The following is a 24171-nucleotide window of genomic DNA, read 5'->3' as shown; positions in this document are numbered from 1 at the left end:
TGACAGCTGCAATGTAATTGCATAAGCAACCGCAATGCATATCAAGAAGGCTCTCGGAGTGTGCTTCGTGACAATTTGCGCCGCGACGGGGTGCGCCATGAGCGAAGATGAGCACGGCCACGACGACGACCACGACCACGACCACGAGACGGAGGTGATCTCGCGCGTCGAGCTGATCTTCACACCTTCGGACGGTGGGACCGCGGTCGTGGCTGCGTTCTCCGACCCCGATGGCGACGGCGGCATGTCGGGTTCGTCCGAGCCGATCGAGCTCTCGGCCGGGACCGAGTACACGCTCACGATCACCTTGAGCAACGACCTCGCGGACCCGGCCGTCGACATCACGGAGGAGATCGCCGAGGAGGCCGAGGAGCACCAGGTGTTCATCGTCGACGACGCCATGCTCCTAACCACCGCCTACGCCGACGTCGAGTCCGACTACGGGACCAACGCGGTCAACGAGGATCTGCCCGTCGGTCTGGCCCACACTGTCACGGCGGGGACCGCGGGCACGAGCAAGTTCCGCGTCATGCTGCGCCACTTGCCCGAGCTCAACGGCACCCCACAAAAGACGGCGGGGCTCGAGGATGACTTCGCGGCGGGCGAGGCCCTGCCTGGTGACGTCGACGTCGACCTCACCTTCGATTTGACGGTAATCTAAGCGGAACGTGGCTTCGCGGATCAGCAAGACCAAGCGTCGAGAGATCGTCGCGGAGCTACATGAAGCGGGGATGCGCGCAACTCCCGCGCGCATCGCCGTCCTCGACGCGGTTCGCCAAGCCTCGGCGCCTCTGACCCACGGCGAGCTCACGCGTCAGCTCGACGGGAACGGTTGGGACGCCGCGACCATCTATCGCAACCTAGTTGCGATCACGGACGCCAACCTGATCGTCCGCACCGATCACGGCGACCGGCGCTGGCGCTTCGAGGACCGAGCCCGCTCGGCCTCGAAGACCGAGCACCAGCACCCACACTTCTTGTGCACGGACTGTGGCTCGGTCAGCTGCCTGCCAGAGGTCGAGGTTCGCCTGCCGCGAGCGCAGGGCCTGCCGCGCTCGGCCGCCGAGGGCGCCTTCGATGTCCAGCTGCGTGGTGTATGCGACAGCTGCTCCGACTGAGCGAGCTGACAAGGCGCGATGATGGCGTGTCGTTGCGTCCTCGAGTCGTGACTCAAGTTGCCAGATCAGACGGCCGGCGGGGCTGATCGCGGCCGGTCTGGGCCGCGTGGTACTCGGCGATGATGCCGGCGTAGTCGGCGGCCTCGTAGCGCGAGAACAGCTCCGCGAGCAGGTGGGGCTTGCGATAGGGCGAGACGCCAAGCTCGGCCAATAAAATATCGAGATACTGCTGAAAGCGAGTATTGACCGCGCACGAGCGGGACGGCTCGAAGTTGACGTGGGCGCGCTTGTACGCCCGAACATGCTCGATCGCGGCCTCCATTTGCTCGACCGAGGGCAGCTCGAGCTCACCGCGGATCGTCGCGCTGATCCACAGCGCACCGACCTCGGCCGCGGGCACATGCATGAACCCATGGTTGTAACCAGCGAACGCCAGCCGGGGGATCCGTGGGTGGATCAAGTGACGATAGAGCTGCACGCCGTCGGGCTCGGCCTCGAGCAGCTCGCGGTAGCGCGCCGGCATGAACGGAAATACTGGAGATCCCGAGCCCAGACACAAGACCACTAATTCGCAGGGTAGCTCGGTCCCGTTGGTGAGCACGATGCCGTTCTCTACGAAGCGCGAGAGCACGCCTCGGTGTGGGGTGATCTCGGCGCGGGCGACGGCCCCAAAGTAGCCTTGCGGGGCCAGGGCCGCGGCCGAGCGCATGTCGGCGACCAGCGAGTGGGTGGGCATCAGCTGGCGGATGCGGGCTCGCGCGGCGGCGCCGTGGCCAAGCGCAGCGGCCCGGTACTGGAGCTGAACCACCGCGCCGACCATCGCCCAAAACCCCGGGACCAGGCCGGCGAGCGAGCTGTGCAAGAACCGCTCAGCCGCGGTTGGGTGGGCCCAGCAGGGGACCATGACCGAGCTAATGCGCGTGAACAGGGCGAAGGTGTAGTGCAGCACGCCCGCGATCTTCAAGGGGATCAGCCAGCGAGGCGTGCGAACCACGTGCTCGACCCGTGAGCCCCGCTTGGCGGCGAACGTGGCCAGGTCGACGGCGGACTTGCCGTAGCCAACGACCGCGACCCGCTTGGCGGCGAGTCGATCGAGGTCATCGAGCTCGCGCTCCGTCACGATCTCACCACGAAACCGCTCGCGGTCGGCGATCTCGAGCTTGGTCTTGGGTTGGGTGTACTGCCCGACCGCGACGACGACATAGTCAAACGCTGCCTCGTGGGTGCCCGTGGGGGTGCGGATCGTCGCTCGCCAACCATGTGGAAGCTCGGTCAACGCCACGACCTCGTGGTCGCAGCGAAGGTCGATCTTCGCGTGCTCGACCGCAGCCGCGAGGTAGCGAAGGATCTGCGCGCCGGTCGGGTGGTCGTCGGGACGAAACGGCCAGGGGAATTCGGCGAGGTGGTACTGAGTCCAAGTGTTCTGCAGGCGAACCTCGGGGTAGGCGTTGGCCCAGACCCCGCCGATCTGGCCGCTGCGTTCGAACACCACGACCTCGTGGCCGTCTCGCTGCAATGTAGCGGCCCACGCGATCCCCGAGATGCCCGAGCCAATGATGGCGATTCGCATGGGGCCAGATTATGCCGACTCGACGTCGCTAGAAAGCTGCTTTCACTGAGCGTTCATCGTGCGAACCAGGGTTGTGTAGACCTCGCGCCACGCGAGCTCGGCCTCGGGCGTGAACGCGTCGCCCAAGAATTTCTCGAGCGTGGTGAGCAGCGCCTGGCCGACGAACTTGTAGTCCTGCAAGGTCGCACCATAGTCGACGTGGCGCTCGCCGAGCTCGCGCACGGCGACCTCAATCTTGCCAAAGTCGTCGAGACCGCGGACCGCGAACGCCAAGGTGTCGACCAGCATCTTCTGCTGCCGCTGCATGTCGGTGTGCTCGAACGCCGCGATCGCGGCGGGGTGGATCTCGAACAGCTCGTCGTAGAAGGCGGCGGCGAAGGCGGTGGCCTTGTCGCCAAGCCGATCGAAGCTGCTCTGGACCAAGAACACGACGTCGCTCTTGGCGAAGTCGTGCACGACCGAGAGCCGCGGCCGGGGTCCTTGGCCGCAGATCAAGTCTTGGCCGCGGAGCAGGGCGGTCGGGGCCAAGACTTGTCCGCGGGTGGCGAGATCGCAGGCGAAGCGGGCTTGGCGGATCGCGGCGCCCATCAGCACCCGGCCGGTGCTGGTCTCGGTGGTTGCCTTGCCCTCGAGCAAGATCCCGCTGCCAAGGCCCGCAGCAACGCCAACCTGCGCGCCAAAGTGCTTGAGCAAGTAGGGGTTGAGGCGCCGGATCCTCGCGGCTGCGCGCAAGGCCACGCGCAGGGCTCGACGCACGCCGTCTTCGCCAAGCTCGAACGCTGCGATCGCGCTCGTGCCATCGAACCCGGCCATGCGCCCGCCGTTGTCGGCGAGCAGCTCTTCGAGCGGCGCGAGGCAGCGCTCGAGCACGTGGATGGCGTCGTCGGGGAACCCGTCGGCGAGCACCTCGTCGATGCCGTCGAGGCGCAACATCAAGGTGGTGGACGGCTGCGAGCGGCTGGCTCCGCCCTCGGTCGTGCGGCGGATGTCGGCCAGCGACGCGTCGTTTGGATCGACGACCAAGCGCTTGACCATGCACGGCCCGTAGACCCTCGCCTGGCAGGCGAGGCGGGTGGTCTCGGGCCACTTGCGGCGCTCGGCGATCTTTTGTTCCGCGGTGGTCCGCGGGCTCAGCTGATCCGCGCCCTGCAGCACGACCACGCGGCAGGTGGAGCAGCGGGCTTGACCGCCGCACGCGTGGTAGTGGGGCAGGCCAGCCGTGAGCGAGATGTCGAGCAGGCTGTCGCCCTCGGCGGCGGTTGCGACCACGCGCTCGCCGGGTTCGCGGAAGCTGACCCGGTACGAGGCGAGGCCGGCTCCGGACTGGCGCGTGACCTCGCTCGAGCCGACCAGGGTCGCGTCGGCGCTGGACATCGCCAGCGTGCCGCCCGGTGTCACGGTCCGCGAGTCGACCTCGAGGATCGCCGCCGACAGACCCGACGGCGGCGTATTGAAGCCACTTTGTGTGGATAGATTGGTGACGCCAGCGTCACGAAACAGATGGTTGAGGGCGACCCCAGCGGCGCGCGCGTTCTGGAAGCGCAGCTCGGGCTCGCGCTCGACACAGGCCGCGAACCACTCGTCGAAGCCCGGGGGGAGTCGGGCCTGCGTGGCTGTCTCGGCGGCGCGCTCGCTGGCCAGCGGGATCGGGTCGATCAGCATCTCTCGCCACAGCTGCGGCATGTCGAGGCCCTCGGCCATCGCCCGCCAAAACGGGCGACCGGTGAGCATGCGAAACACCAAGAGCCCAAGCGACCAGACGTCGGCGGCTGGGCTGAGGTCCTCGCTGGACTGGCTCTGCTCCGGGGCCATGTAGCCCGGCGTCCCCACGGCGACCGTGGCCGAGCGCGCGCTCGAGCGCAGCTTGGCGATGCCGAAGTCGAGCACCTTGACCATGTAGGGCACGCCGACCACCCGCGAGACCGACAAGAAGATGTTCTCGGGCTTGATGTCACGGTGGACCACGCCGACGTCGTGCGCGGCCGCGATCGCGTGCATGATCTGGCCGCTTACCAACGCCGCGTCGGCGAGCGGCAGCGGCCCGCCGGTCTGAATGTGGCGCTCGAGGTCTTGGCCCTGCAGCAGCTCCATCGCCAACCATGGCGTGTGCGTGCGCTCGTAGACCCCAGCCGCGACGACCTGGACCACGTGGTCGCTCTTGATCCGTGCGCCAATTCGCGCCTCTTGTTCGAAGCGAGCGCGAGCTCGCGCATCGACGGCGAAGGGCGCGTGCATGACCTTCACAGCCCGCTCGTGTCCGGTCGTGATCTGCAGCGCAGCAAAGACGACGCCCATCCCACCCTCGCCGAGTCGACGCAGAATCTTGAAGTCCTCGCCGAGGACCGTGCCGAGTTGTAGCTGTGTGGCGAGCCCCATGCCGGAGCGGCGACGATACTGTACTTGGTGGCATCCCGTGTAACGCCGACAGTCGCGGAGCAGCGACTGCCGAGGGCACCAGGGTAGGAACCATCACTGCTGAAAGCAGTAGAGAGCCGCGGTCAGGTTGCAGGCCCCCCCACCACACGCCGTCCAGGTGTCGTCGTCCAGCGCGGTGCTGCGCCCAACCGTGCCGTTCGAGCCGTTCGAGCTCGAGGAGAAGTTGGCGCAGTTGTTCCCGCTGCTCAGCCCGTTCCCCGAAGTCCCCGTCCACACAATGCGCACGCTGTTGCCACACGAGCTGCCAGTATTGATCGACATGTTGCCTTGCTCGGTCCGCGAGATCGAGTTGTCTAGCGAGCCGTCAATCAGGTCGAGCCAGTTGTCGGCGACCTGTAGTCCCGTGACCAGGACGTAGGGCACGTTCGACTGAACGAAGCGCCCAGCGGGCGTGTTCTGGTTCGTCGAGACCCAAGCCATGTAGGTACCGGGCAAGTTGGCCTCTTGCGCGCGCGCGTTGCAGATCGCGTCCGCGCCCGCGAGCCCGCCAAAATTGCCATTGTGCTCGGTGCTTGTCGCAAACACATAGCGTTGCTCCCATGTACAGGTGGGCGAGCACCCGTCGAGCGCGACGATATTCTCGTCGTCGCACTCCTCCCCAAGTTGCAGCAGGCCATCGCCGCACGCCGCCGCGATGCACTCGTTGCTGCACTCGTCGTTGTCGATCTCGTTGGCGTCGTCGCACTCCTCCACGCCCGCGTGCACGAATCCGTCGCCACACACCGCGGGGACGCACATGTCCACGCATGCGTCGGTGTTGGAGATGTTGCCGTCGTCGCACATCTCGACGCCCATCTGAACGATCCCGTCGCCGCAGTCCGCGTCCTCGCAGGCGTTGGTGCAGGCGTCGGTGTCGACCTGGTTGCCGTCGTCGCACTGCTCGACGCCCGCGTGAACGAAGGAGTCGCCGCAGGCCGCCGCCACGCACAAGTTGGTGCAGTCGTCGGTGTTGACCTCGTTGCCGTCGTCACACGCCTCCCCAGGCTGGACCCTGCCATCGCCGCAGCTCTCGAGCATGCAGGTGCTCGAGCAGCCGTCGCCGTTGGTCGTGTTGCCGTCGTCGCACGCCTCGGTACCTGCGAACACGAACGAGTCGCCGCACTCGGCGTTCCTGCACGTGGAGGTGCAGCTGTCGGTGTCGACCATGTTGGCGTCGTCGCACTCCTCGCCGCGGTCGAGCACGCCGTCGCCGCACACCCCGGCGGGATCGCCGTCGCCGTCTCCGGGGTCACCGTCGCCGTCGCCGGTCTCGCCATCGCCGTCGCCGGTCTCGCCGTCGCCGTCGCCGTCGCCGTCGCCGTCGCCGCTCGTGTCCGTGTCGACGGTGTCGGCCTCGATGATCGTCCCGACACAAGACACCGAGAGCGAGCCGAGCAGGGAGCAGGTCAGGAGCGAGCCAAGGCGGAGCCGTTGCATGCCCGCATTGGAGCCGACCTTGGGCCCCCGTGTCCAGGCCATCGAATTAGACCCAGCAGCTGTGAATGGGTCCGGGTTGGCTCGACGTCGCCAAAGCTCGTGCGCCCCTGCTCAGTCCAGGTAGCCGAGCTCGCGCAGGGTCACGGCGGTGAGCTTGGGCCGATCGTCCGCGAAGCTGTCGGGGGCCGGCTCGGGGCTGACCAGCAGCGTCGCAAAGTAAACCCACCCACCGTTGGCCTGGGTCACGGCGCCCACGAACCACCCAAGGTTGCCGTTGAACCCGGCCGCGAGCGGGTCCGCGAAGTCCTCGGACCTGGCCCAGCCGGTCTTGGCCCGAACCGTGCCCGGGGCTGCGCCCGTCCAATCCCCCGGGCGAGGTTCGTAGATCATGACCTCATCGAGAAAGCGCGTGACGGTGGCGGGTGTGAACGGGCTCGCGCCAGTGTCCAGTCGTTGAAGAAATTCGACCTGCTCGCGCGGGGAGATCCGCAGGGCACCGTTGAGCCAAAAGGCGTCGATGCCCCCTGAGATGTCCGCGTTTCCATAGTTGGCCGCGGTCACCCACTTGGCCATGCGGGCCTCGCCGATCCGCCGCGCGAGCTCTTGGTAGTACCAGAGGGCCGAGACCGCGAACGCGCTGCGCAGGTCGTGGTCGCGGTTCCAGCTCGAGGCCCAGCGCTGCACGCCGTCCCACTTCAGCGTGAACGCGGGCGAGTCGGCGACGCCGGTCTCGAGCGCGATCAGTGAGTTCGGGATCTTGAAGGTCGACGCCGGGATGAAGCGCTGCTCGGCCAGCTCCGGGTCCGAGACGATCAGCGTCGCGGTCGCGGGATCCAGGACGACGAACACGCCCTCGTAGCCGGCTTCGGTGATTCGCTTGGTGAGGGCGGGGCGGTGCTCGATCGTGATCGCGGGCGCAGCAGCTGCGGTCGGCTTGGGTTGGGCCACAGGCGGCGTGGGCTCGGCGGCGGGACGGCAGCTGCACAGCAGCGCGGCGACCGTGAGCAGCGAAGCGACCTTGGCACTCACGCGAGTTCCTGACATCGGCGGCCGACGCCCGGGTTTGCGACTTTGTTCCATCGCGCGCGGGCATCCAAGCCGCCCAGATTTGCGCCGCCCGAGCGCCCTGGACCCGCTGGGACGGGCGCGAACCCAAGCTGCGCGTGATCATCGCATTTGACATAGGTTCACAGCATCGGGCACCTTTCGCGTGGTGACTGACAGTCAGTCACCCGCCCAGTCGGAAGCCATGCCCCGCTCCGAAGCAGCCCGCGCGAACACTGGCCCGAACACCGGCCGGCGTCGAGAATTGGTGGCGACGGCCAAGCGCCTGTTCCTGGATCGCGGCTTCGCCCAGACCAGCGTGTCGGCGATCGTCCGCGAGGCCGGCGTCGCGCAGGGCACCTTCTATCTGTACTTCAAGTCCAAGCAGTCGGTGCTGCCCTACCTGCGCGCCGAGGTGCTGGGCCACTACCTGCAGGCCTTCGAAGAGAGCACCGCCGACGCCCTCGAGCCCGCCGACCAGCGCTTGGTCGCCGCGCTGGTCCGCATTCACGCGGTGATGCGCGAGCAGGTCCCGCTGATCCGCGTGTTTCGTGAGGCCACCAGCAGCGAAGAGATCGAGCAGATCTGGCTGGAGGGCCGCGAGACCTTGTCGCGCCCGTTCGCGCGGCTGATCGCCGCTGGCCGCAGCGACGGCAGCTTCGTCGTCGACGACGATCGCATGGCCGCCCACCTCGCGCTGGCGCTGCTCGATGATCTCTTGTTCGAGTCCATGGTCTGGCAGCGCCCGGCCCCGCCCGCGCAGACGCTGGTTCACGCCACGCGCTTCTTGCTGCGCGGCCTTGGCAGCGACGCCGCTCGCATCGAGGCGCTGTGCCCGATCCCAACCCCACCCGCAGAGGAGCCCCCAGCGTGAGCGACTACCGTTCCGTATTTCGTAGCGACCTGTTCGCCGGTCAAACCATCATCGTCACCGGGGGCGGCAGCGGCATCGGCCGCTGCACCGCCCACGAGCTCGCGGCCCTCGGCGCCCACGTGGTGCTGCTAGGCCGCAAGCTCGAGAAGGTCGAGCGGGTCAAGGCCGAGATCCTCGAAGACGGCGGCCAGGCCAGCGCGCTGACTCAAGACATCCGCGAGGAGTCGGGCGTGGCCGCCACGATCGCCGCGATCCTCGAACAGCACGGGTCCGTGCATGGCCTGGTCAACAACGCTGGCGGTCAGTACCCGGCCCCGCTCGAGGCGATCAATCAAAAGGGCTTCGAGACGGTCGTGCGCACCAACTTGACCGGCGGCTTCTTGATGGCCCGCGAGCTGTTCACCCAGCACTTCATGAAGCACGGCGGGTCGATCGTGAACATCGTCGCCGACATGTGGAAGGGCATGCCGGGCATGGGTCACTCGGGCGCGGCGCGGGCGGGCATGATCAACCTGACCAAGACCGCCGCGGTCGAGTGGGCGCGCACGGGCGTGCGGGTCAACGCGGTCGCGCCAGGCTGGATCGCCAGCTCCGGCATGGAGACCTACCCCGAGGCGGTCCGCAGCATGTTCATGCAAATGACCAAGGCCGTGCCGCTCAAGCGGTTTGGCGTTGAAGCCGAGATCTCGGCCGCGATCTGCTTCTTGCTGTCGCCCGCTGCCGCGTTCATCACCGGCCAGACCTTGTGTGTCGACGGTGCCGCGCCGCTGATGCCTCACCACTGGCCGATGCCCGAGCACGACCGGTCGCTCCCTTACAATGGCTTTCATCGCAGCACGCTGCCGGCGGACATGCGCGCGGTGACCAAGCTCGACAAGCTGCCCCAGTCGCCGGGTGAGGGTCAGGACTGACATGCCAACCTTGCTCTCCACCCTCGACACCCGCAGCGAGGCGTATCAACACAACCGGGCCCAGATGTTGGCGCTGGTCGAGGGCTTTCGTGAGCTCGAGGCCAAGGTCCGGGCCCACGGTGAGGCCAAGCGGGCCAAGTTCAACAAGCGCGGCCAGCTGACCCCGCGCGAGCGGGTCGCCCGGCTGATCGACCCCGGCAGCCCGTTTCTCGAGCTCTCGACCCTGGCCGGGTACAAGATGCACGACGACAACGGGCGCAAGGACACGCTCGGGGGCGGCAACATCGTTGGGATCGGATTTGTCGCCGGCGTCCGCTGCCTGGTCACGGCCAACGACAGCGCGATCAAGGGCGGCTCGATCGCGCCGATGGGGCTGCAAAAGAGCCTTCGTGCCCAACGGATCGCGCTCGAGAACAAGCTGCCTTGTATTGGCATGGTCGAGAGCGGCGGCGCCAACCTCAATTACCAGAGCGAGCTGTTCGTCGAGGGCGGCAAGGTATTTTGCAATATCGCCCGCATGTCGGCCGCCGGGATCCCCCACATTACCGTGGTCAATGGCTCGTCGACGGCCGGTGGCGCGTACCTGCCGGGGCTCAGCGACTATGTGATCATGGTCCGCGGCCGCGCCAAGGTGTTCTTGGCCGGGCCGCCCTTGGTCAAGGCGGCGATCGGCGAGGACGCCAGCGACGAAGAGCTTGGCGGGGCCCAGATGCACGCCGAGGTCTCCGGCCTCGCCGAGTACATCGCCGAGGACGACGCCCACGGGATTCGGATCGCCCGTGACGTCGTCGCCAAGCTCGGCTGGAATCAAAATTATGTCCCACCGCCGCAACGCGGGTTCGAGCCGCCCCGCTACGACGTCGAGGAGCTGTGCGGCGTGGTGCCGCCCGACCCCCGCCACCCCTGGGACATCCGCGAGCTGATCGCCCGGTTGGTCGACGGCTCGGACTTCCTCGAGTTCAAGGCCCGGTGGGGTTCGGACACCGTCTGTGGGCACGCGTCGATCGAGGGCTACGCGCTGGGGATCGTCGCCAACGCCGGCCCGATCATGCCCGATGGCTCGTGCAAGGCCGCGCAGTTCATCCAGCTGTGCTGTCAGGCCAACATTCCGATCCTGTACCTGCAGAACACCACCGGGTTCATGGTCGGCAAGCACGCCGAGCAACGCGGCGCGATCAAGCACGGCGCCAAGATGATCCAAGCGGTGGCCAACGCCACCGTCCCACAGCTGACCTTGCTCGTGGGTGGGGGCTACGGCGCCGGCAACTACGGCATGTGCGGCCGGGCCTTTGATCCGCGCTTCATCTTCGCCTGGCCCAACGCCAAGGTCGCGGTCATGGGCGCCGAGCAGATCGGCATGGTCATGGAGATGATCACCAAGGCCAAATTCGCGGGCACGGATCACATGCTCGACGAGGCCGCCCGCAAGATCCGCGATGACAACGTTCGCATGATGCGAGACACGCTGGTCAAGCGGATCGAGTCCGAGTCCACCGCACTGTTTGCGACCGCGCGGCTGTGGGACGACGGCATCATTGATCCGCGAGACAGCCGCCGGGTCCTGGCGATGGCGCTGGCCACCTGCCGCGAGGCCCAGACCCGCACCCTCAGCCCCAACACCTTCGGCCCCGCGCGCCTGTAGGAGACCGCCATGCAACTGTTCGGTCAAGAGCACGCGCTGCTGCGCAAGACGGTCAACCAGATCATCGACAAGCACATCAACCCCTACGTTGACGAGTGGGAGGCCGCCGGGGCGTTTCCAGCTCACGAGGTGTTCAAGCGCTTCGGCGAGCAGGGCTTGCTGGGCCTCAAATACCCCGAGGCGCACGGCGGCGCGGCGCTGGACTACTCGTACTCGGTCGCGATGGCCGAGGAGCTTGGCAACATCAATTGTGGCGGCGTGCCCATGGCGATCGGCGTACAGACCGACATGTGCACGCCAGCGCTGGCGCGGTTTGGCTCGGACGACCTCAAGAAGACCTACCTCGAGCCTTCGATCGCCGGCGACATGGTTGGCTGCATTGGCGTGTCCGAGGTGGGGGCTGGCTCTGACGTCGCCAACATCAAGACCCACGCGCGCAAGGACGGTGACGACTTCGTCATCAACGGCGGCAAGATGTGGATCACCAACGGCTACCAGGCCGACTGGATGTGCTGCCTGGTCAACACCGTCGAGGGCGCGGCCTCGCATCGCAACAAGAGCCTGATCGTGATCCCGCTCGACGCCAAGGGGGTCGATCGCTCAACCAAGCTGGACAAGCTGGGCATGCGCTGCTCCGACACCGCGCAGATCTTCTTTGAAGATGTTCGGGTGCCGCAGCGCAACCTGATTGGGCAAGAAGGCTACGGCTTCGTCTACCAAATGATGCAGTTCCAAGAGGAGCGGCTGTGGGCGGCGGCCAACTCCGTGCGCGGGCTCGAGCGCATGCTCGAGATGACGATCGCCTACACCCGCGAGCGCAAGCTGTTTGGCGGCTCGGTGCTCGACAATCAATATGTGCACTTCAAGCTGGCCGAGCTGGCGACGGAGCTCGAGGCGTTCAAGGCCTTGGTCTACCGCGCGACCGAGCTCTACGTCAGCGGCAAAGACGTGACCCAGCTCGCCAGCATGGCCAAGCTCAAGTGCGGCCGGCTGACCCGCGAGCTGGGCGATTGGTGCGTTCAGTTCCACGGCGGGATGGGCTACATGAACGAAAACCCGATCGTCCGCGCCTACCGGGACTCGCGTCTGGTCGCGATCGGCGGCGGCGCCGACGAGGTCATGCTGGGGATCATCTGCAAGCTGATGGGCACCCTGCCCAAGCAATCAAAGGGCAAGTCATCATGAAATTCACCGAAGAGCACGCGCTGCTGCGCAAGACCGTCAACGGGATCATCGACAAGCACATCAACCCCTACGTTGACGAGTGGGAGGCGGCCGGGTCGTTCCCGGCTCACGAGGTGTTCAAGCTGTTTGGCGACCAAGGCTTGCTGGGGCTCAAGTACCCCGAGGAGCACGGCGGGGCCGGGCTCGACTACTCCTACACGGTGGCCATGGCCGAGGAGCTGTCGAACATTAATTGCGGCGGCGTGCCCCTGGCGATCGGCGTGCAGACCGACATGTGCACCCCCGCGCTGGCCCGGTTTGGCTCGGACTACCTCAAGAAGACCTACCTCGAGCCTTCCATCGCGGGGGACATGGTTGGGTGCATTGGTGTGTCCGAGGTCGGGGCCGGCTCCGACGTCGCCAGCATCAAGACCCACGCCCGCAAGGACGGCGACGACTTCATCATCAACGGCGGCAAGATGTGGATCACCAACGGCTACCAAGCCGACTGGATGTGCTGCCTGGTCAACACCGTTGACGGCGCGCCTGCACACAAGAACAAGAGCTTGATCGTGGTCCCGCTCGACACCAAGGGCGTCGACCGCTCGACCAAGCTCGACAAGCTGGGCATGCGCTCGTCCGACACCGCGCAGATCTTCTTTGAAGACGTGCGCGTGCCGCAGCGGAATTTGATCGGGCAAGAGGGCTACGGCTTCGTCTATCAAATGATGCAGTTCCAAGAGGAGCGGCTGTGGGGCGCGGCCAACTCGATCCGCGCGCTCGAGCGCATGCTCGAGATGACGACCGACTACACCCGCCAACGTCAGGTGTTTGGCGGCTCGGTGCTCGATAATCAATACGTGCACTTCAAGCTCGCGGAGCTGGCGACCGAGCTCGAGGCCTTGCGAGCGCTGGTCTATCGCGCGACCGAGCTATACGTCAGCGGCAAAGACGTGACCAAGCTGGCCAGCATGGCCAAGCTCAAGTCGGGGCGGCTGTGTCGCGAGGTTGGCGACTGGTGCGTTCAGTTCCACGGCGGCATGGGCTACATGAACGAGAACCCGGTGGTTCGGGGGTATCGTGACGCGCGCCTGGTCTCGATCGGCGGCGGCGCGGACGAGGTCATGCTGGGGATCATCTGCAAGCTGATGGGCACTTTGCCCAAGCGAAAGAAAGGCTGAGGGATGATGGACTTCGAGCTTCCAGACACGCCAAACCTCGCGCTGCGGCATGAAGGTTCGGTCTTGCACCTCACCTTCAACCGGCCGGCGGTGCGCAACGCAATGAGCTTTGCGATGGTCGAGGAGATCATCGCGGTGTTCGACGCGATCGCGGACAGCAAGATCTTGCGCGTGGTCGTGCTCCGCGGAGCCGGCGGCCACTTTTGCGCGGGCGGTGACATCCGCGACATGGCGGCGGCTCGGATGGCGCCGCCCCCCGAGGTGCCGGGCAGCCCCGACGATCCCATGGTGATCGGCAATCGCAAGTTTGGGACCATGCTCAGCGTGATCGAGGCGGCGCCGCAGGCGGTGGTCGCGGTGATCGAGGGCGCGGTCATGGGTGGTGGCTTCGGGCTCGCGTGCGTGGCGGACGTCAGCTTGGCCCGGGCCGACGCGAAGTTTCGGCTGCCCGAGACCTCGCTGGGGATCCCGCCCGCGCAAATTGCCGCGTTCATCGTGCGCCGCGTGGGCCTCAGCCAGGCGCGGCGGTTTGCGGTCACGGGGGGCCGGCTCGACGGCCACGAGGCCAAGCACGTTGGAATTGTGCACGAGGTGTACGACGACGAAGAGGCGCTCGAGGTCGCCCTCGCGCAGACGCTTTCGCAGATCCGTCGCTGCGCGCCGGGGGCGGTGGCGGTGACCAAGGATCTGGTGATCTCGTCGCTGTCAGAGAACCTCGAGGTGCTGCTCGATCGGGCCGCGCGGGAGTTTGCCCTGGCGATCCGTGGGCCCGAGGGGCAAGAGGGGACCCGGGCCTTCATCGAGAAGCGCGACCCAAGCTGGGCCCGCGACGACGCCTGACCTTGGTTGTAGGATCGACTGGCCATGCTCACCCGGATCGAGGTTGACGGCTTCAAGAACCTGCTTGGGTTCTCGGCGGAGTTTGGGCCGTTCACGTGTATCGCGGGGCCCAACGCGGTCGGGAAGTCGAACTTGTTCGATGCGATCGAGTTTCTGAGCTTGCTGGCGGAGTATCCGCTGGAAGAGGCCGCGAGCCGTGTTCGCGCGACGCTGGGCTCGCATGAGTCTGCGCGCGCGCTGTTTTGGAACGACGGCGAGGTCTGGGCCGACCGCATACACATCGCGGTAGAGATGATCGTGGACGGCTCGGTCGCCGATGGCCTTGGGCGCGCGGACAAGCTGCGCAACCCCAAGTTACGCTACGAGGTGGAGTTGACCTTCAATGGCCGGCTGCGACTCGCGGGCGAGCGCCTGATCGTGGTGGGGGGCGCGTCGGCTTCGGAGGTTGTTCACTTTCCGCACCATCCCAGCTTCGCCGTGGCGCACCGGCTCGACGACGCGACCCCGTCCAAGGTCATCTTTGATCTCGCGGCGGGGTCGATGCCGGACGCAAGCCTGCCGCCAAACCTCGACTCGGCTCGAAAGACGACGCTTCAACTCTACAATACGATCGAGCACCCGGAGATCCTCGCGGCGCGGGAGCAGATGCTGAGTTGGCGGCGGCTTGCGCTCGAACCCAGCGAGCTTCGCAAGCCCCACGTCATTGGGTCTGCGCAGCGTCTGAGCGCGAGCGGCGAGCACCTGCCGCTCCTGATGATGAAATTCACCCGCCCCGATGGTTCGGCGCACGACGACGTGAGCGCTGCAGACCTATTGTCCGCCGAGCTCGTCGCAAAGCTCGGGCCGATTGTGTCGCTGCGGAAAATTTGGGTGGATGAAGACACCGAGCGTCAGCTCCTGACAATTCGCGCGACCACGCAAAGTGGCGAGACGATCTCGGCGCGCAAGCTCTCCGACGGCACGCTCCGCTATCTCGCTTTGCTATTGCTCGGACACGAAGGTGGGGATCACGTCTCGTGCATCGAAGAGCCCGAAAACGGCGTCCATCCCCGGCGCTTCACGGAGCTGGCAGACAACCTGGTTGATCTGGCCACGGACGCCGAAGTGGACGTGAGTGAGGAGCTGCAAGCGCACGGGAAGCATGACGGGATTCCGCTGCGACAGGTGATCGTCAACACCCACTCGGCCGAGCTCGTCAAGCAGGTCTACGCGCGTCGCAAGGGCGACCTCTTGATGGCCACGACTGCGTTGATCTCGGGACCCAAGGGACGCGACGCGCGAGCGCTTCGATTGCACCCCATTCGTCAGACTTGGCGCTGCCGTGCCGGCGTTCGGGGCGTGACGCTGCCCATCTACAGCTATCTGGACCCCCAAGCGGTCGCCGTCACCACCTCTCACGCGGCTGACGAGGATCGTTAATGCGCGCAGCTTTCATCGCGGAGGGTAAGAGCGAGCGGGCCCTGATTGGGGTCCTCGAGCAGCTGTGCCGGCGCGCTGGTGTCGATGAGGTCGAGATCGAGTGGGCCCAGGACCTGCTGGTCCATTTCGATCGACTTGGAAAGCAGCTTGGTCCGCGGATTCAAACACTGCTGACCCACGACCCCGACTTTGATCTTCTCTTCATTCACCGAGACGCCGACCAGGCGGGCCTGGAGGCTCGTCGAGCCGAGATTGACGAGGCGCTAGCGAGCTGTCCCGGCTCACCGGGTTGCGTGCGGGTGATTCCGGTTCGAGAGACCGAGGCTTGGTTGCTGGCGGACCCACGGCCGCTTCGCGATGTCGTTGGTAATCCTGGGCGGAGCAACGACCTGGGCCTGCCAAGGAAGCCGGCCCAGATTGAAGCTTGCAGTGACCCCAAGCAGGCGCTGCGCGACTCGCTCGCTCGCGCGAGCCTGAGCAGCCGCAAACACAAGCTGAAGACCCTCACCAACACACAGTTCGGCGAATTCCGAGCTCGCTTGCTCGAGCAACTCGACATCGACGGCCCCGTCACGAAGCTGGACAGTTGGCAGCGCCTGCTCGAGGAGTTGGAGTCTGCATGTGCCTGGCTCGCGCAGCGCGAGCTGCCCGATTGATTGATCACCCATGCCCACCTTCACCAAGCTCCTCGTCGCCAACCGTGGTGAGATCGCCGCCCGAGTGATCCGCACCGCCCGCGCGCTCGGTTACGAGACCGTCGCGGTCTACTCCACCCCTGACGCCGACGGCCTCGCGGTCGCGCTCGCGGACGAGGCGGTCCACATTGGCCCGGCCGCAGCCGCCGAGTCGTACCTGAACATCCCGGCGATCCTCGCGGCCGCCAAGCGGACCGGCGCAAACGCGATCCACCCCGGCTACGGGTTCTTGGCGGAGAACGCCGGGTTCGCCCAGGCCTGCGCCGACGCCAACATCGTGTTCGTTGGCCCGCCGCCGGCGGCGATCGAGGCGATGGGTGACAAGGCGCTGGCCAAGGCCCGCATGATCGCGGCGGGCGTGCCCACGGTGCCCGGCTACCAGGCGCCCGAGGGGGTCGAGCCCACGCTCGCGCAACTCCAGACCGAGGCCGATGCGATCGGCTACCCGGTGCTGCTCAAGGCGGTGGCCGGCGGTGGTGGTCGGGGCATGCGGCGGGTGGACGCGCCCGAGCAGCTCGAGGCGGCGATCGCCAGCGCCTCGCGCGAGGCTCAAAACGCGTTCGCCAACGGGCAGCTGCTGCTCGAGAAGTTGGTCGAGGGCGCCCGGCATGTGGAGATTCAGGTGTTCGCCGACGCCCACGGCAACGCGATCCACATGGGCGAGCGCGACTGCTCGGCCCAGCGACGCCACCAGAAGATCATTGAAGAGTCGCCCTGCGTGGTCGTGGACGAGGACTTGCGGGCGCGCATGGGCGCGGCCGCGGTCGCGGCTGCGAAGGCGGTGGGCTACGTCGGGGCCGGCACGGTGGAGTTTCTGCTGACCAGCGACGGCGCGTTCTACTTCTTGGAGATGAACACCCGCCTGCAGGTCGAGCACCCGGTCACCGAGCTGGTCACGGGCCTGGATCTGGTCGAGTGGCAGCTCGAGGTCGCGGCTGGGCACGAGCTGCAGCTCGTGCAAGAGCAGATCTTGCTGCGCGGCCACGCGATCGAGGTTCGGCTCTACGCCGAAGATCCCAACGCCGGGTTCCTGCCGCAGACGGGTGAGGTCCTGGCCTGGCGCCCGGCGGACAACCAGGGCCTGCGCGTCGATCATGGCTTGCTCGTCGGCCGCGGCCGCGGGCAGCAGATCGGCAGCGACTACGATCCGATGGTCGCCAAGGTGATCGCGTACGGCGACACCCGCGAGCAGGCCCGGCGGCGCTTGTTGCTTGGCCTGCGCGACACTGTGTTGTTTGGGCCTGCGCACAACAAGCGGTTCTTGGTCGATCTGCTGCAGCACCCGGCGTTCGTGGCCGGCGAGGTGACGACCGCGTTCGTCGAGTCCGAGGCCGGTCGAGCGCTGCTGGTCCCGCCCGCGCCCGCGCCCGCAGAGGCGCTCGCGCTCGCAGCCGTGATCTGGCTCGAGGCGCTGCGCGATCACTCGCACCCACGCGCGGGGGTGCCGGTGGCGTGGCACAGCGCGAACACCAGCAGCTCGGCGATCGAGCTGCGCTGCGGCGAGCAGATCACCGCCCTGAGCTTGCAGCCAGCGCCCACAGCCCACGAGCGCGCGTGCTGGACGGTCGAGCAAGCTGGCGCCAACCCAGCGAAGCTCACCGTGCTCGCCGACGATGGCCTGCGCCTGCGCTTTGACTGTGACGGCCGCCAGCGCCAAGCCCACTACGCGTGGACGGCCGAGCACGCGCTGCTCGTCGAGCTCGACGGCAGCACCCACGAGTTCGCCGAGCACCGCCCGCACGAGACCACGAACCACGCAAGCAGCGACGGCAGCGATGGCCGCGTGCGGGCCCCGACCATGGGCCGCGTGCTCGCGCTGTGGGCCGAGCCCGGGGCCCGCGTCGAGCCCGGCGCGCGGCTGCTCACCCTCGAAGCCATGAAGATCGAGTCGACGATCACCAGCTCGATCGCGGGCACCCTCACCGAGCTGCGCGCGGCCGTCGGCGATCAAGTCGACAAGGGCCAAGTGCTGGTGATCATCACCCCCGAAGCCACCCCCGAAGGCCCCACCCAAGGTTGATCCCCATGACCGACAAAGCCGCCCTGACCTGCGCCATCACTGGCGTCCTCACCAACCCCAAGCAGCACCCGGTCCCGGTCACCATCCAAGAGATGGCGCAGTCGGCCAAGGACGCGTTCAACGCTGGCGCGTCGATCATGCACGTGCACTTTCGGGATCAGGCCCCCAACATGGGCCACATGCCGACCTGGGATCCCGAGGTCGCGGGCGCGATCATCGACGCGATCCGCGAGGCGTGCCCCGGGGTGATCATCAACATGAGCACCGGGGTCATTGGCAACGACATCTCCGGCCCCGAGGCGTGCATGCGCCGGATCAAGCCCGAGATCGCGGCCTGCAACGCGGGCAGCCTCAACTACCTCAAGGTCCGCAGCAACGGGCAGTGGGCCTGGCCACCGATGATGTTCGACAACCCGGTCAGCAAGGTCCAGAAGTTCTTGAAGGTGATGGCAGAGACCGGCGCGATGCCGGAGTTCGAGTGCTTCGACGTCGGCATCGTTCGCTCGATCGAGCTGTTCGTGCGCGCGGGGCTGACCGATCACCCCGACTACAACTTCGTGATGGGGGTCGCCTCGGGCATGCCCACGGATCCGCGCTTGCTGGATCTGCTGGTCGAGTATCGGCTCGAGCCCAGCACCTGGCAGGTCACCGCGATCGGGCGCGAAGAGATCTGGCCGCTGCACCAACGGACCGCCGAGCTTGGCGGGCAGCTGCGGACGGGCGTCGAGGACACCTTCTATCTGCCGAATGGGGACAAGACGAGCGGCAATGGGCCGCTGATCGAGGCGCTGGCGGCGTGCGCCCGCGCGGCGGGGCGCGAGGTCGCTTCGCCCGACGAGGCCCGGCAGATCCTCGGCTTGCGGCCGGCTGCGTAGAAGTCCGGCGCAATCGTGTCTCGCTCGCACGTGATCGGTTCAATCGTGGCCGCGGCGGCTCGTTGATCCCAATCAAGTCGCGATATTCACTCGGACACCAGCGAAGGATCGGCGCGCGCACACGCGGTGTCGGCTGAACCGCACCCAGGGGGTTGGCGACCACCTGGGCATGTTTGGATGGATGCAGTCTCGGAGTGCGCGGTTCATCGCGCTCACAGTCGCGCTGGGACTTGGTCTCGCGCCGATCGGCCGCGCGTCGGCGGCGTCGCCGAACCCGGGCGCGGAGGGGAGCCCGAGCGACGGCCACTTCATCGTGGTGTCGCCGGAGCCGGAGCCAGAGCCAGGGCTCGGCGACGCCGAGCTGCTCGATCCCACCGATGCGTCGGCGCCGATCGAGGTGGATCCGCAGACCGCACCCGCGCCGATCTTCGAGGCGCAGACCGCCGATGTCACGATCGACGCCGGACCGCGAGTCGTCGACAGCAAGCGCCCCCACTCGGGCAGCGGGCTGATCGCGCTTGGCACCCTGGGCGTGGCGGGGAGCCTCGCGATGGCCGTCGCCGGGATGGCCGGACCGGGCTGGTTCGAGGTCGATCGCAAGCAGGCGCTGGCGATCGGCCTGTCGTCGCTTCCCGTTGGGCTGTTTAGCGCTACGATGCTGGCCGACGGGGCCCGCGCGAACAAAAAATATCGCAATTGGGTGAGTCGCAACCAACTCCAGCCGCCCAACACGGGTACGGGGATGATGATCGGTGGCGCGGTCGCGGCTGTCACATTTGCAGTGCCAACGGTCATCACCGCGCAGACGGTGATCAGGCAGTCGGACCAGGACATCGAAGAATGGATCCCGACCGCCCTGCTTGGCAGCTTCTCGCTCGCGGGCGTGGCCCTGCTCGCGGGCGGCATGTTCAGGCGATCGCAGTTCACGATCTGGGAGCGGACCGGCTACCTGATGCCTGGAACCATGGCGCTAAAAGGTGGCGGCGGCCTGTCGATCTCCGGGCGGTTCTGATGGCGAAGACGTGACCCCCTGCACACCCCCGGCCCGTCTGGGTTGACCGCTCGAGTGGGGCTCACGACCATCGCTGCCGCATGCGCAGCTACGATTATGTCGTCGTCGGAGGTGGCTCGTCCGGCTGCGTGGTCGCGGCCCGCCTGGCCACGGACAGCGACGCGCGCGTGCTGTTGCTCGAGTGTGGAGATCGCGGCGAGCAAAACCCCGAGACCCTCACGGTCGACGGCTACAAGCAGGCGTTCATCAACGATCGGGTGATGTGGCCCAAGTACACGACGCCGCAGCGCGCGTGCATGAACAAGTCGTTGTTCGTTGGCAGCGGCCGCGGGCTGGGGGGCAGCGGGGCGATCAACGCGATGGTCTACCTGCGCAGCTCGGTCTCGGACTTTGACGACTGGCAGGTACCGAGCTGGCGCTGGTCCGCGCTCGAGTCGGCCTACCAAGGGCTCGAGCGCGTGCTGGATCCGCACCGCCGCGATCCAACCGAATTCACCCAGGCGTGCATCGAGGCCGCGGTCGAAGCTGGGTTTCGGCGCGCGACGGACCTCAACGACGGCGACCTCGACGGCGTGTTGGGCTACGAGTGGATGAACTACCGGGGCGAGCAGCGGCGCAGCTCCTATGTCGCGTTCTTGCAGCCGGCGCTCTCGCGGCCAAACTTGGACGTGCAGACCGGGGCCAGGGTCGAGCGGATCGTGATCGACGCCGAGGGTCGGGCGTCGGCGGTCGAGTACAGCGTGGGCGGGGCCCGGCACTGCGTCGCGGTCAGCAAAGAGGTCGTGATGTGTGCCGGCGCCGTCGAGACGCCCAAGCTCTTGATGCTGTCGGGGATCGGCCCGCGGGCGCAGCTTCGCCAGCACGGGATCGAGGTCCGGCTCGACCAGCCCGCGCTCGGCGAGAACTTCCAGGATCATCCCAACGTCACGCTGTTCTACCGCGGGCGGCGTGACGTCGACGCCAAGTACCCGCAGCTCTACGGGTTTCACCGCGCCAACCCAGCCAGCGATCTTCGCCCGGGCCAGCCCGACACTTGCTACGTGTTCTACCCGGCGCGCTCGAGCCTGCGCGAGATGATGATGCGAATGCTGCCGACCTTGGTGCTTCCGCCGGTGTTGCGCGAGCGCGCGCCGCTGACCAAGGGCGTGCGCGGGGCGGTGTCGCTGGCCTTTGCGAGCCAGCGACTGCAGCGCGTGGTCGCGCAGCTGTATGGGATGGTCGTGATCCTGGGCAAGCCCAAGAGCCGCGGCACGGTCAAGCTGGGTGGGCCGCGGGCGAGCGATCAGGCGTTGATCGATCCGGCCTACTTGAGCGACCCCGAAGACCTGGCCACGCTGGTCGCGGGGATCGAGCTCGCGCGGCGGATCACGGGCGCCCAGGCGCTGCGTGACTGGGGCGCGCGGGAGCTGTTCCCCGGCAAGTGGGCGCGCTCGACCAAGCTGCTCGAGGGCTTTGTGCGGGCCAACGCGATGACGACCTATCACTTCGCGGGTACGGCGGCGATGGGCTGCGAGGATCGTGGCGTCGTCGATGAACAGCTGCGGGTGCGGGGCGTGAAGGGGCTGCGGATCGCCGACGCATCGGTCATGCCAGTGGTGCCGGTCTCGGCCCTCAACGCGCCGAGCATGCTGATTGGCTACCGCGCGGCGGATCTGTTGTTGGGTGACGCGTAGCGCCGCGTGAACTCGAGCGGGTCGGCGTGGCCTGGCATCCATCACGCCCGCCGCAGGTGGCGAAGTGCGATGGCTGTGCGGGTCTCAGCAGCGACCGAGCGGGGCGAAGGCGAGCGGCTGCGGGTCGCTTGGCCACGCGCCGCGGACCATGAGCTGATCGATGAGCACGGTCGGCTCGGCGACCAGCGTGTGATCACCCAGGGCGTCCGGGCAAAAGTAGGTGATCGCCGTGTCCACCCCCGGGCCCACGTGCGCGGCGATGTCTGCGAGCGACGGGATGCTTGCGCCGATCACATCGTAGAGATCCAAGAACCGGTCGCGGACCGCATACACCACCACGCACTCGAGCGCGGGGATCCACGCCAAGCTCGGGCCCGTGGTCCACAGCGCGAGGTCGATCAGCGCCAGCCAACCAGGCTCATGGGTTGCCGCCCGCTGGGACACCGGGCTGCGCCGGGCCAGCTGCGCGGTGAGGAATTCCATGTCGGCGGGGTCGTCGCGGGCGAGCAAGCGAACACCATCCTCGCGGCCGCCAACCACGGGGCCGACGAAGATCGACTCTGCCTGGCTGGCGAACCCAAACCGGGTGTAGATCGCGGGATCGTTGGCCCACAGGATCGCGGTGGCATGGCGGGCGTCGATCCACGCCAGCGCGGCCTCCATGCACGCGCGCATGTGCCCGCGCCCGCGCAGCTCGGCGGCCGTACACACGGCGTGGACACCCGCGACCGTCTGCGCGCGCCCGTCGATCACGACCGGGATCTCGAGCACGCCGACGTGGGCGACGACCTCGCCGTCAATCGTGTGAATGAAGGGCGTTGAGCGCTCGCACCAGTCGGCTCCCCACGCGCGCGCGCGTGCGACCGCGGCCGGCAGCTTGGTCCAGATCCCGCTCAACAACGCGAGCGTGCTGGCGCGCAGATTCGGGTTGGCAGGGTAGGCCACGCAGCTCAGGGCTCGCGTGTGATCAGCTTGTCGATTGCGTGGACGGGCGCCGCGTCGCCGGCCATCAAGTGGGCGATCGCCGAGTACACCAGGCGCTGCTTGGCGACCGGCTTCTTACCCGCGAACTCGGCCGAGGTCACCGCCAGCGCGTAGTGTCCGGGCGAGCCGATCGTGACCTCGATGACCGCGTTGGGCAGCTTGCTGGCGATCGCAGCGTGGAGCTGCTTGGCAATGTCCTCGCTCATGGCCGCGATGATGACACGCCGCCGCGCGCCCTCAAAACCGACCCGCCGCGCCAAGCCCCACGCCCCCAGGCAGCGGCACGACCATGGGCATGAGCTGGAGCTGCGCGCCCTCGGCCCCGGGCGGCAGCGGCGGGACCGGCCGGCGTCGCCACCCACCCGTGCGCTCGTAGTCCCGCTGGTAGACCGCGCCCACGACGAACATGATCGGCGTTGCCACGGCCGCGGCACAGCCGATCGCGAGCATCGTCCCGCCAAACTCGAGCTGCCGGTCACGCAGCGCGAACGCACCCGACGAGATGAAGCCGATCGCGCCAAGCAACGCGAACGAGCCGCCGACCCGCAAGCCGCCGCCTTGGGGCGAGCCGATCACTCGGTGGCCGATCTCCCAGCGGCGATAGGTCTGGGCCAGCTTGATGCCCTGGTACAGCCCGCCAGCCGAGAACGCGAGCACGCCCACCGTTGGGACGATCGTCGAAGGCAACAGCCACTCGAGCGGGACGCTGCGCCGCAGGCCAACGGTCAAGCCCACCCCAAAGCCGATCCCGGCCAAGATGAGCGTGGTGCCGCTGAGCGCGAGGGTGCTGTGGCCGTCGTTGGGTGCGTGGCCGGGATCGGGGAACTCGGCGATGTAGCCGGGCACGACATCGGTTGGCTCGTCGGGCTCGGGCTCGGACTCGGGCGGCGGCACGGCAAACTCGATGCCTGGCTCGGACTCGGGCTGGGGCAAGTTGTTCGGGTCGAGCGTGGGGGGCGGCAGCACGATGCCCCGCGTGGGTGGTGGGTCGGCGTCTGGCTGCGCGGGGTTGGTTGGTTGACTGAGATCCTCGGCGGGCTGCTCGGTTGGTCCGGGGCCGGCCAAGCTCGGGACCGGAGCCAGCGTCAGGCTGGCGCCAACGAGCACCGCCATGACGAAGGTCGAGCGCGAGGGCATGTCCCGCGAATGGTACATCGGTATCCGGGCGTCCTCGCAACGCCGCCGCATCGTGAGCGAAATCGCAGCCCGTCGCGGGTTGCCGACGACCGCTGGCCGAGGTGCCCCCGTCCACGCATGCGGCCCGCGAGCGCGCCAGAAGCCTCGCCCGACCTGGCCG

At 67.5% G+C, this 24171-nt stretch carries 21 protein-coding genes; 14 read left to right on the top strand and 7 right to left on the bottom strand.

Annotation, left to right across the window (positions count from 1 at the left end; translation table 11 throughout):
• Window positions 1-97: 97 nt before the first annotated feature.
• Both DB30_RS06295 and DB30_RS06290 read left to right on the top strand, forming a co-directional pair.
• A complete protein-coding gene (locus tag DB30_RS06295) occupies window positions 98-661 on the top strand; it encodes a hypothetical protein (RefSeq protein WP_052547064.1) in 564 nt (187 codons plus the stop codon).
• 7 nt (window positions 662-668) lie between these two features.
• Entirely contained in the window at window positions 669-1118 is a 450-nt protein-coding gene (locus tag DB30_RS06290; protein ID WP_240480176.1) for a Fur family transcriptional regulator, read from the top strand.
• A 52-nt stretch (window positions 1119-1170) separates the two neighbouring features.
• Here DB30_RS06290 and DB30_RS06285 read toward each other — a convergent pair whose 3' ends face one another.
• The 4 genes from DB30_RS06285 to DB30_RS06270 form a co-directional block, all read right to left on the bottom strand.
• Window positions 1171-2688 (bottom strand): flavin-containing monooxygenase, encoded by a 1518-nt coding sequence (locus DB30_RS06285; protein ID WP_052547063.1) that lies wholly within the window; start codon window positions 2686-2688, stop codon window positions 1171-1173.
• 42 nt (window positions 2689-2730) lie between these two features.
• Entirely contained in the window at window positions 2731-5064 is a 2334-nt protein-coding gene (locus tag DB30_RS06280) for a protein kinase domain-containing protein (RefSeq protein ID WP_052547062.1), read from the bottom strand.
• 93 nt (window positions 5065-5157) lie between these two features.
• Window positions 5158-6540, bottom strand: coding sequence for a DUF4215 domain-containing protein (locus DB30_RS06275; RefSeq protein WP_052547061.1), 1383 nt, complete (start codon window positions 6538-6540; stop codon window positions 5158-5160).
• Window positions 6541-6651: 111 nt separating this feature from the next.
• Window positions 6652-7569, bottom strand: coding sequence for a penicillin-binding transpeptidase domain-containing protein (locus DB30_RS06270; protein ID WP_052547060.1), 918 nt, complete (start codon window positions 7567-7569; stop codon window positions 6652-6654).
• Window positions 7570-7789: 220 nt separating this feature from the next.
• Between DB30_RS06270 and DB30_RS06265 the strand changes: the two genes are divergently transcribed.
• From DB30_RS06265 to DB30_RS06210, 12 genes are all read left to right on the top strand, one after another.
• Window positions 7790-8458 carry a TetR/AcrR family transcriptional regulator gene (locus tag DB30_RS06265; protein WP_146658141.1) on the top strand — a complete coding sequence of 223 codons (669 nt, stop codon included), beginning with the start codon at window positions 7790-7792 and terminating at the stop codon, window positions 8456-8458.
• Window positions 8455-9369: an SDR family oxidoreductase gene (locus DB30_RS06260; protein ID WP_052547058.1), complete on the top strand. Its 915-nt coding sequence runs from the start codon at window positions 8455-8457 to the stop codon at window positions 9367-9369. Before DB30_RS06265 ends, DB30_RS06260 begins: the two co-directional genes overlap by 4 nt.
• A gap of 1 nt (window position 9370) precedes the next feature.
• Window positions 9371-11011 (top strand): acyl-CoA carboxylase subunit beta, encoded by a 1641-nt coding sequence (locus DB30_RS06255; RefSeq protein ID WP_052547057.1) that lies wholly within the window; start codon window positions 9371-9373, stop codon window positions 11009-11011.
• A 9-nt stretch (window positions 11012-11020) separates the two neighbouring features.
• Window positions 11021-12196, top strand: a complete 1176-nt coding sequence (locus DB30_RS06250) for an acyl-CoA dehydrogenase family protein (RefSeq protein ID WP_052547056.1) — start codon at window positions 11021-11023, stop codon at window positions 12194-12196.
• Window positions 12193-13356: an acyl-CoA dehydrogenase family protein gene (locus DB30_RS06245; protein WP_052547055.1), complete on the top strand. Its 1164-nt coding sequence runs from the start codon at window positions 12193-12195 to the stop codon at window positions 13354-13356. Before DB30_RS06250 ends, DB30_RS06245 begins: the two co-directional genes overlap by 4 nt.
• Before the next feature lie 6 nt (window positions 13357-13362).
• Window positions 13363-14196 carry an enoyl-CoA hydratase/isomerase family protein gene (locus DB30_RS06240; protein ID WP_165703646.1) on the top strand — a complete coding sequence of 278 codons (834 nt, stop codon included), beginning with the start codon at window positions 13363-13365 and terminating at the stop codon, window positions 14194-14196.
• A gap of 24 nt (window positions 14197-14220) precedes the next feature.
• Entirely contained in the window at window positions 14221-15615 is a 1395-nt protein-coding gene (locus DB30_RS06235; RefSeq protein ID WP_052547053.1) for an AAA family ATPase, read from the top strand.
• On the top strand, window positions 15615-16271 hold the full coding sequence (locus DB30_RS06230) for a DUF4276 family protein (RefSeq protein WP_052547052.1): 657 nt from the start codon (window positions 15615-15617) through the stop codon (window positions 16269-16271). The genes DB30_RS06235 and DB30_RS06230 overlap by 1 nt, the downstream gene beginning before the upstream one ends.
• Window positions 16272-16281: 10 nt before the next feature.
• Entirely contained in the window at window positions 16282-18330 is a 2049-nt protein-coding gene (locus DB30_RS06225; RefSeq protein ID WP_052547051.1) for an acetyl/propionyl/methylcrotonyl-CoA carboxylase subunit alpha, read from the top strand.
• Window positions 18331-18335: 5 nt separating this feature from the next.
• Entirely contained in the window at window positions 18336-19205 is an 870-nt protein-coding gene (locus DB30_RS06220) for a beta-keto acid cleavage family enzyme (protein ID WP_052547050.1), read from the top strand.
• A gap of 181 nt (window positions 19206-19386) precedes the next feature.
• On the top strand, window positions 19387-20217 hold the full coding sequence (locus DB30_RS06215; RefSeq protein ID WP_146658140.1) for a hypothetical protein: 831 nt from the start codon (window positions 19387-19389) through the stop codon (window positions 20215-20217).
• An 80-nt stretch (window positions 20218-20297) separates the two neighbouring features.
• A complete protein-coding gene (locus DB30_RS06210) occupies window positions 20298-21890 on the top strand; it encodes a GMC family oxidoreductase (RefSeq protein WP_052547048.1) in 1593 nt (530 codons plus the stop codon).
• A gap of 84 nt (window positions 21891-21974) precedes the next feature.
• On the opposite strand, the gene DB30_RS06205 is transcribed toward DB30_RS06210, so the two are convergent.
• From DB30_RS06205 to DB30_RS06195, 3 genes are read right to left on the bottom strand one after another with little or no spacing between them, the layout of a single operon-like run.
• Window positions 21975-22835, bottom strand: coding sequence for a GNAT family N-acetyltransferase (locus tag DB30_RS06205; RefSeq protein ID WP_052547047.1), 861 nt, complete (start codon window positions 22833-22835; stop codon window positions 21975-21977).
• Between the two features lie 5 nt (window positions 22836-22840).
• Window positions 22841-23080 carry a BolA/IbaG family iron-sulfur metabolism protein gene (locus DB30_RS06200; protein ID WP_052547106.1) on the bottom strand — a complete coding sequence of 80 codons (240 nt, stop codon included), beginning with the start codon at window positions 23078-23080 and terminating at the stop codon, window positions 22841-22843.
• 31 nt (window positions 23081-23111) lie between these two features.
• Window positions 23112-24011, bottom strand: coding sequence for a hypothetical protein (locus DB30_RS06195; protein WP_052547046.1), 900 nt, complete (start codon window positions 24009-24011; stop codon window positions 23112-23114).
• Between the last annotated feature and the right edge of the window lie 160 nt (window positions 24012-24171).

This window comes from Enhygromyxa salina (assembly GCF_000737335.2).
Lineage (GTDB): Bacteria > Myxococcota_A > Polyangia > Nannocystales > Nannocystaceae > Plesiocystis > Plesiocystis salina_C.
Note: the sequence above shows the minus strand (reverse complement) of the source record. Positions and strands in the feature narration are given on the sequence as shown.

Bases quoted from the DNA above. Each gene is read 5' to 3' on its own strand.
- DB30_RS06255 (WP_052547057.1), top strand. From the start codon at position 9,371: ATGCCAACCTTGCTCTCCACCCTCGACACCCGCAGCGAGGCGTATCAA.
- DB30_RS06250 (WP_052547056.1), top strand. From the start codon at position 11,021: ATGCAACTGTTCGGTCAAGAGCACGCGCTGCTGCGCAAGACGGTCAAC.
- DB30_RS06280 (WP_052547062.1), bottom strand. From the start codon at position 5,064: ATGGGGCTCGCCACACAGCTACAACTCGGCACGGTCCTCGGCGAGGAC.
- DB30_RS06295 (WP_052547064.1), top strand. From the start codon at position 98: ATGAGCGAAGATGAGCACGGCCACGACGACGACCACGACCACGACCAC.
- DB30_RS06275 (WP_052547061.1), bottom strand. From the start codon at position 6,540: ATGCAACGGCTCCGCCTTGGCTCGCTCCTGACCTGCTCCCTGCTCGGC.
- DB30_RS06195 (WP_052547046.1), bottom strand. From the start codon at position 24,011: ATGCCCTCGCGCTCGACCTTCGTCATGGCGGTGCTCGTTGGCGCCAGC.
- DB30_RS06220 (WP_052547050.1), top strand. From the start codon at position 18,336: ATGACCGACAAAGCCGCCCTGACCTGCGCCATCACTGGCGTCCTCACC.
- DB30_RS06215 (WP_146658140.1), top strand. From the start codon at position 19,387: ATGCAGTCTCGGAGTGCGCGGTTCATCGCGCTCACAGTCGCGCTGGGA.
- DB30_RS06235 (WP_052547053.1), top strand. From the start codon at position 14,221: ATGCTCACCCGGATCGAGGTTGACGGCTTCAAGAACCTGCTTGGGTTC.
- DB30_RS06245 (WP_052547055.1), top strand. From the start codon at position 12,193: ATGAAATTCACCGAAGAGCACGCGCTGCTGCGCAAGACCGTCAACGGG.
- DB30_RS06210 (WP_052547048.1), top strand. From the start codon at position 20,298: ATGCGCAGCTACGATTATGTCGTCGTCGGAGGTGGCTCGTCCGGCTGC.
- DB30_RS06285 (WP_052547063.1), bottom strand. From the start codon at position 2,688: ATGCGAATCGCCATCATTGGCTCGGGCATCTCGGGGATCGCGTGGGCC.
- DB30_RS06265 (WP_146658141.1), top strand. From the start codon at position 7,790: ATGCCCCGCTCCGAAGCAGCCCGCGCGAACACTGGCCCGAACACCGGC.
- DB30_RS06230 (WP_052547052.1), top strand. From the start codon at position 15,615: ATGCGCGCAGCTTTCATCGCGGAGGGTAAGAGCGAGCGGGCCCTGATT.
- DB30_RS06225 (WP_052547051.1), top strand. From the start codon at position 16,282: ATGCCCACCTTCACCAAGCTCCTCGTCGCCAACCGTGGTGAGATCGCC.
- DB30_RS06200 (WP_052547106.1), bottom strand. From the start codon at position 23,080: ATGAGCGAGGACATTGCCAAGCAGCTCCACGCTGCGATCGCCAGCAAG.
- DB30_RS06240 (WP_165703646.1), top strand. From the start codon at position 13,363: ATGGACTTCGAGCTTCCAGACACGCCAAACCTCGCGCTGCGGCATGAA.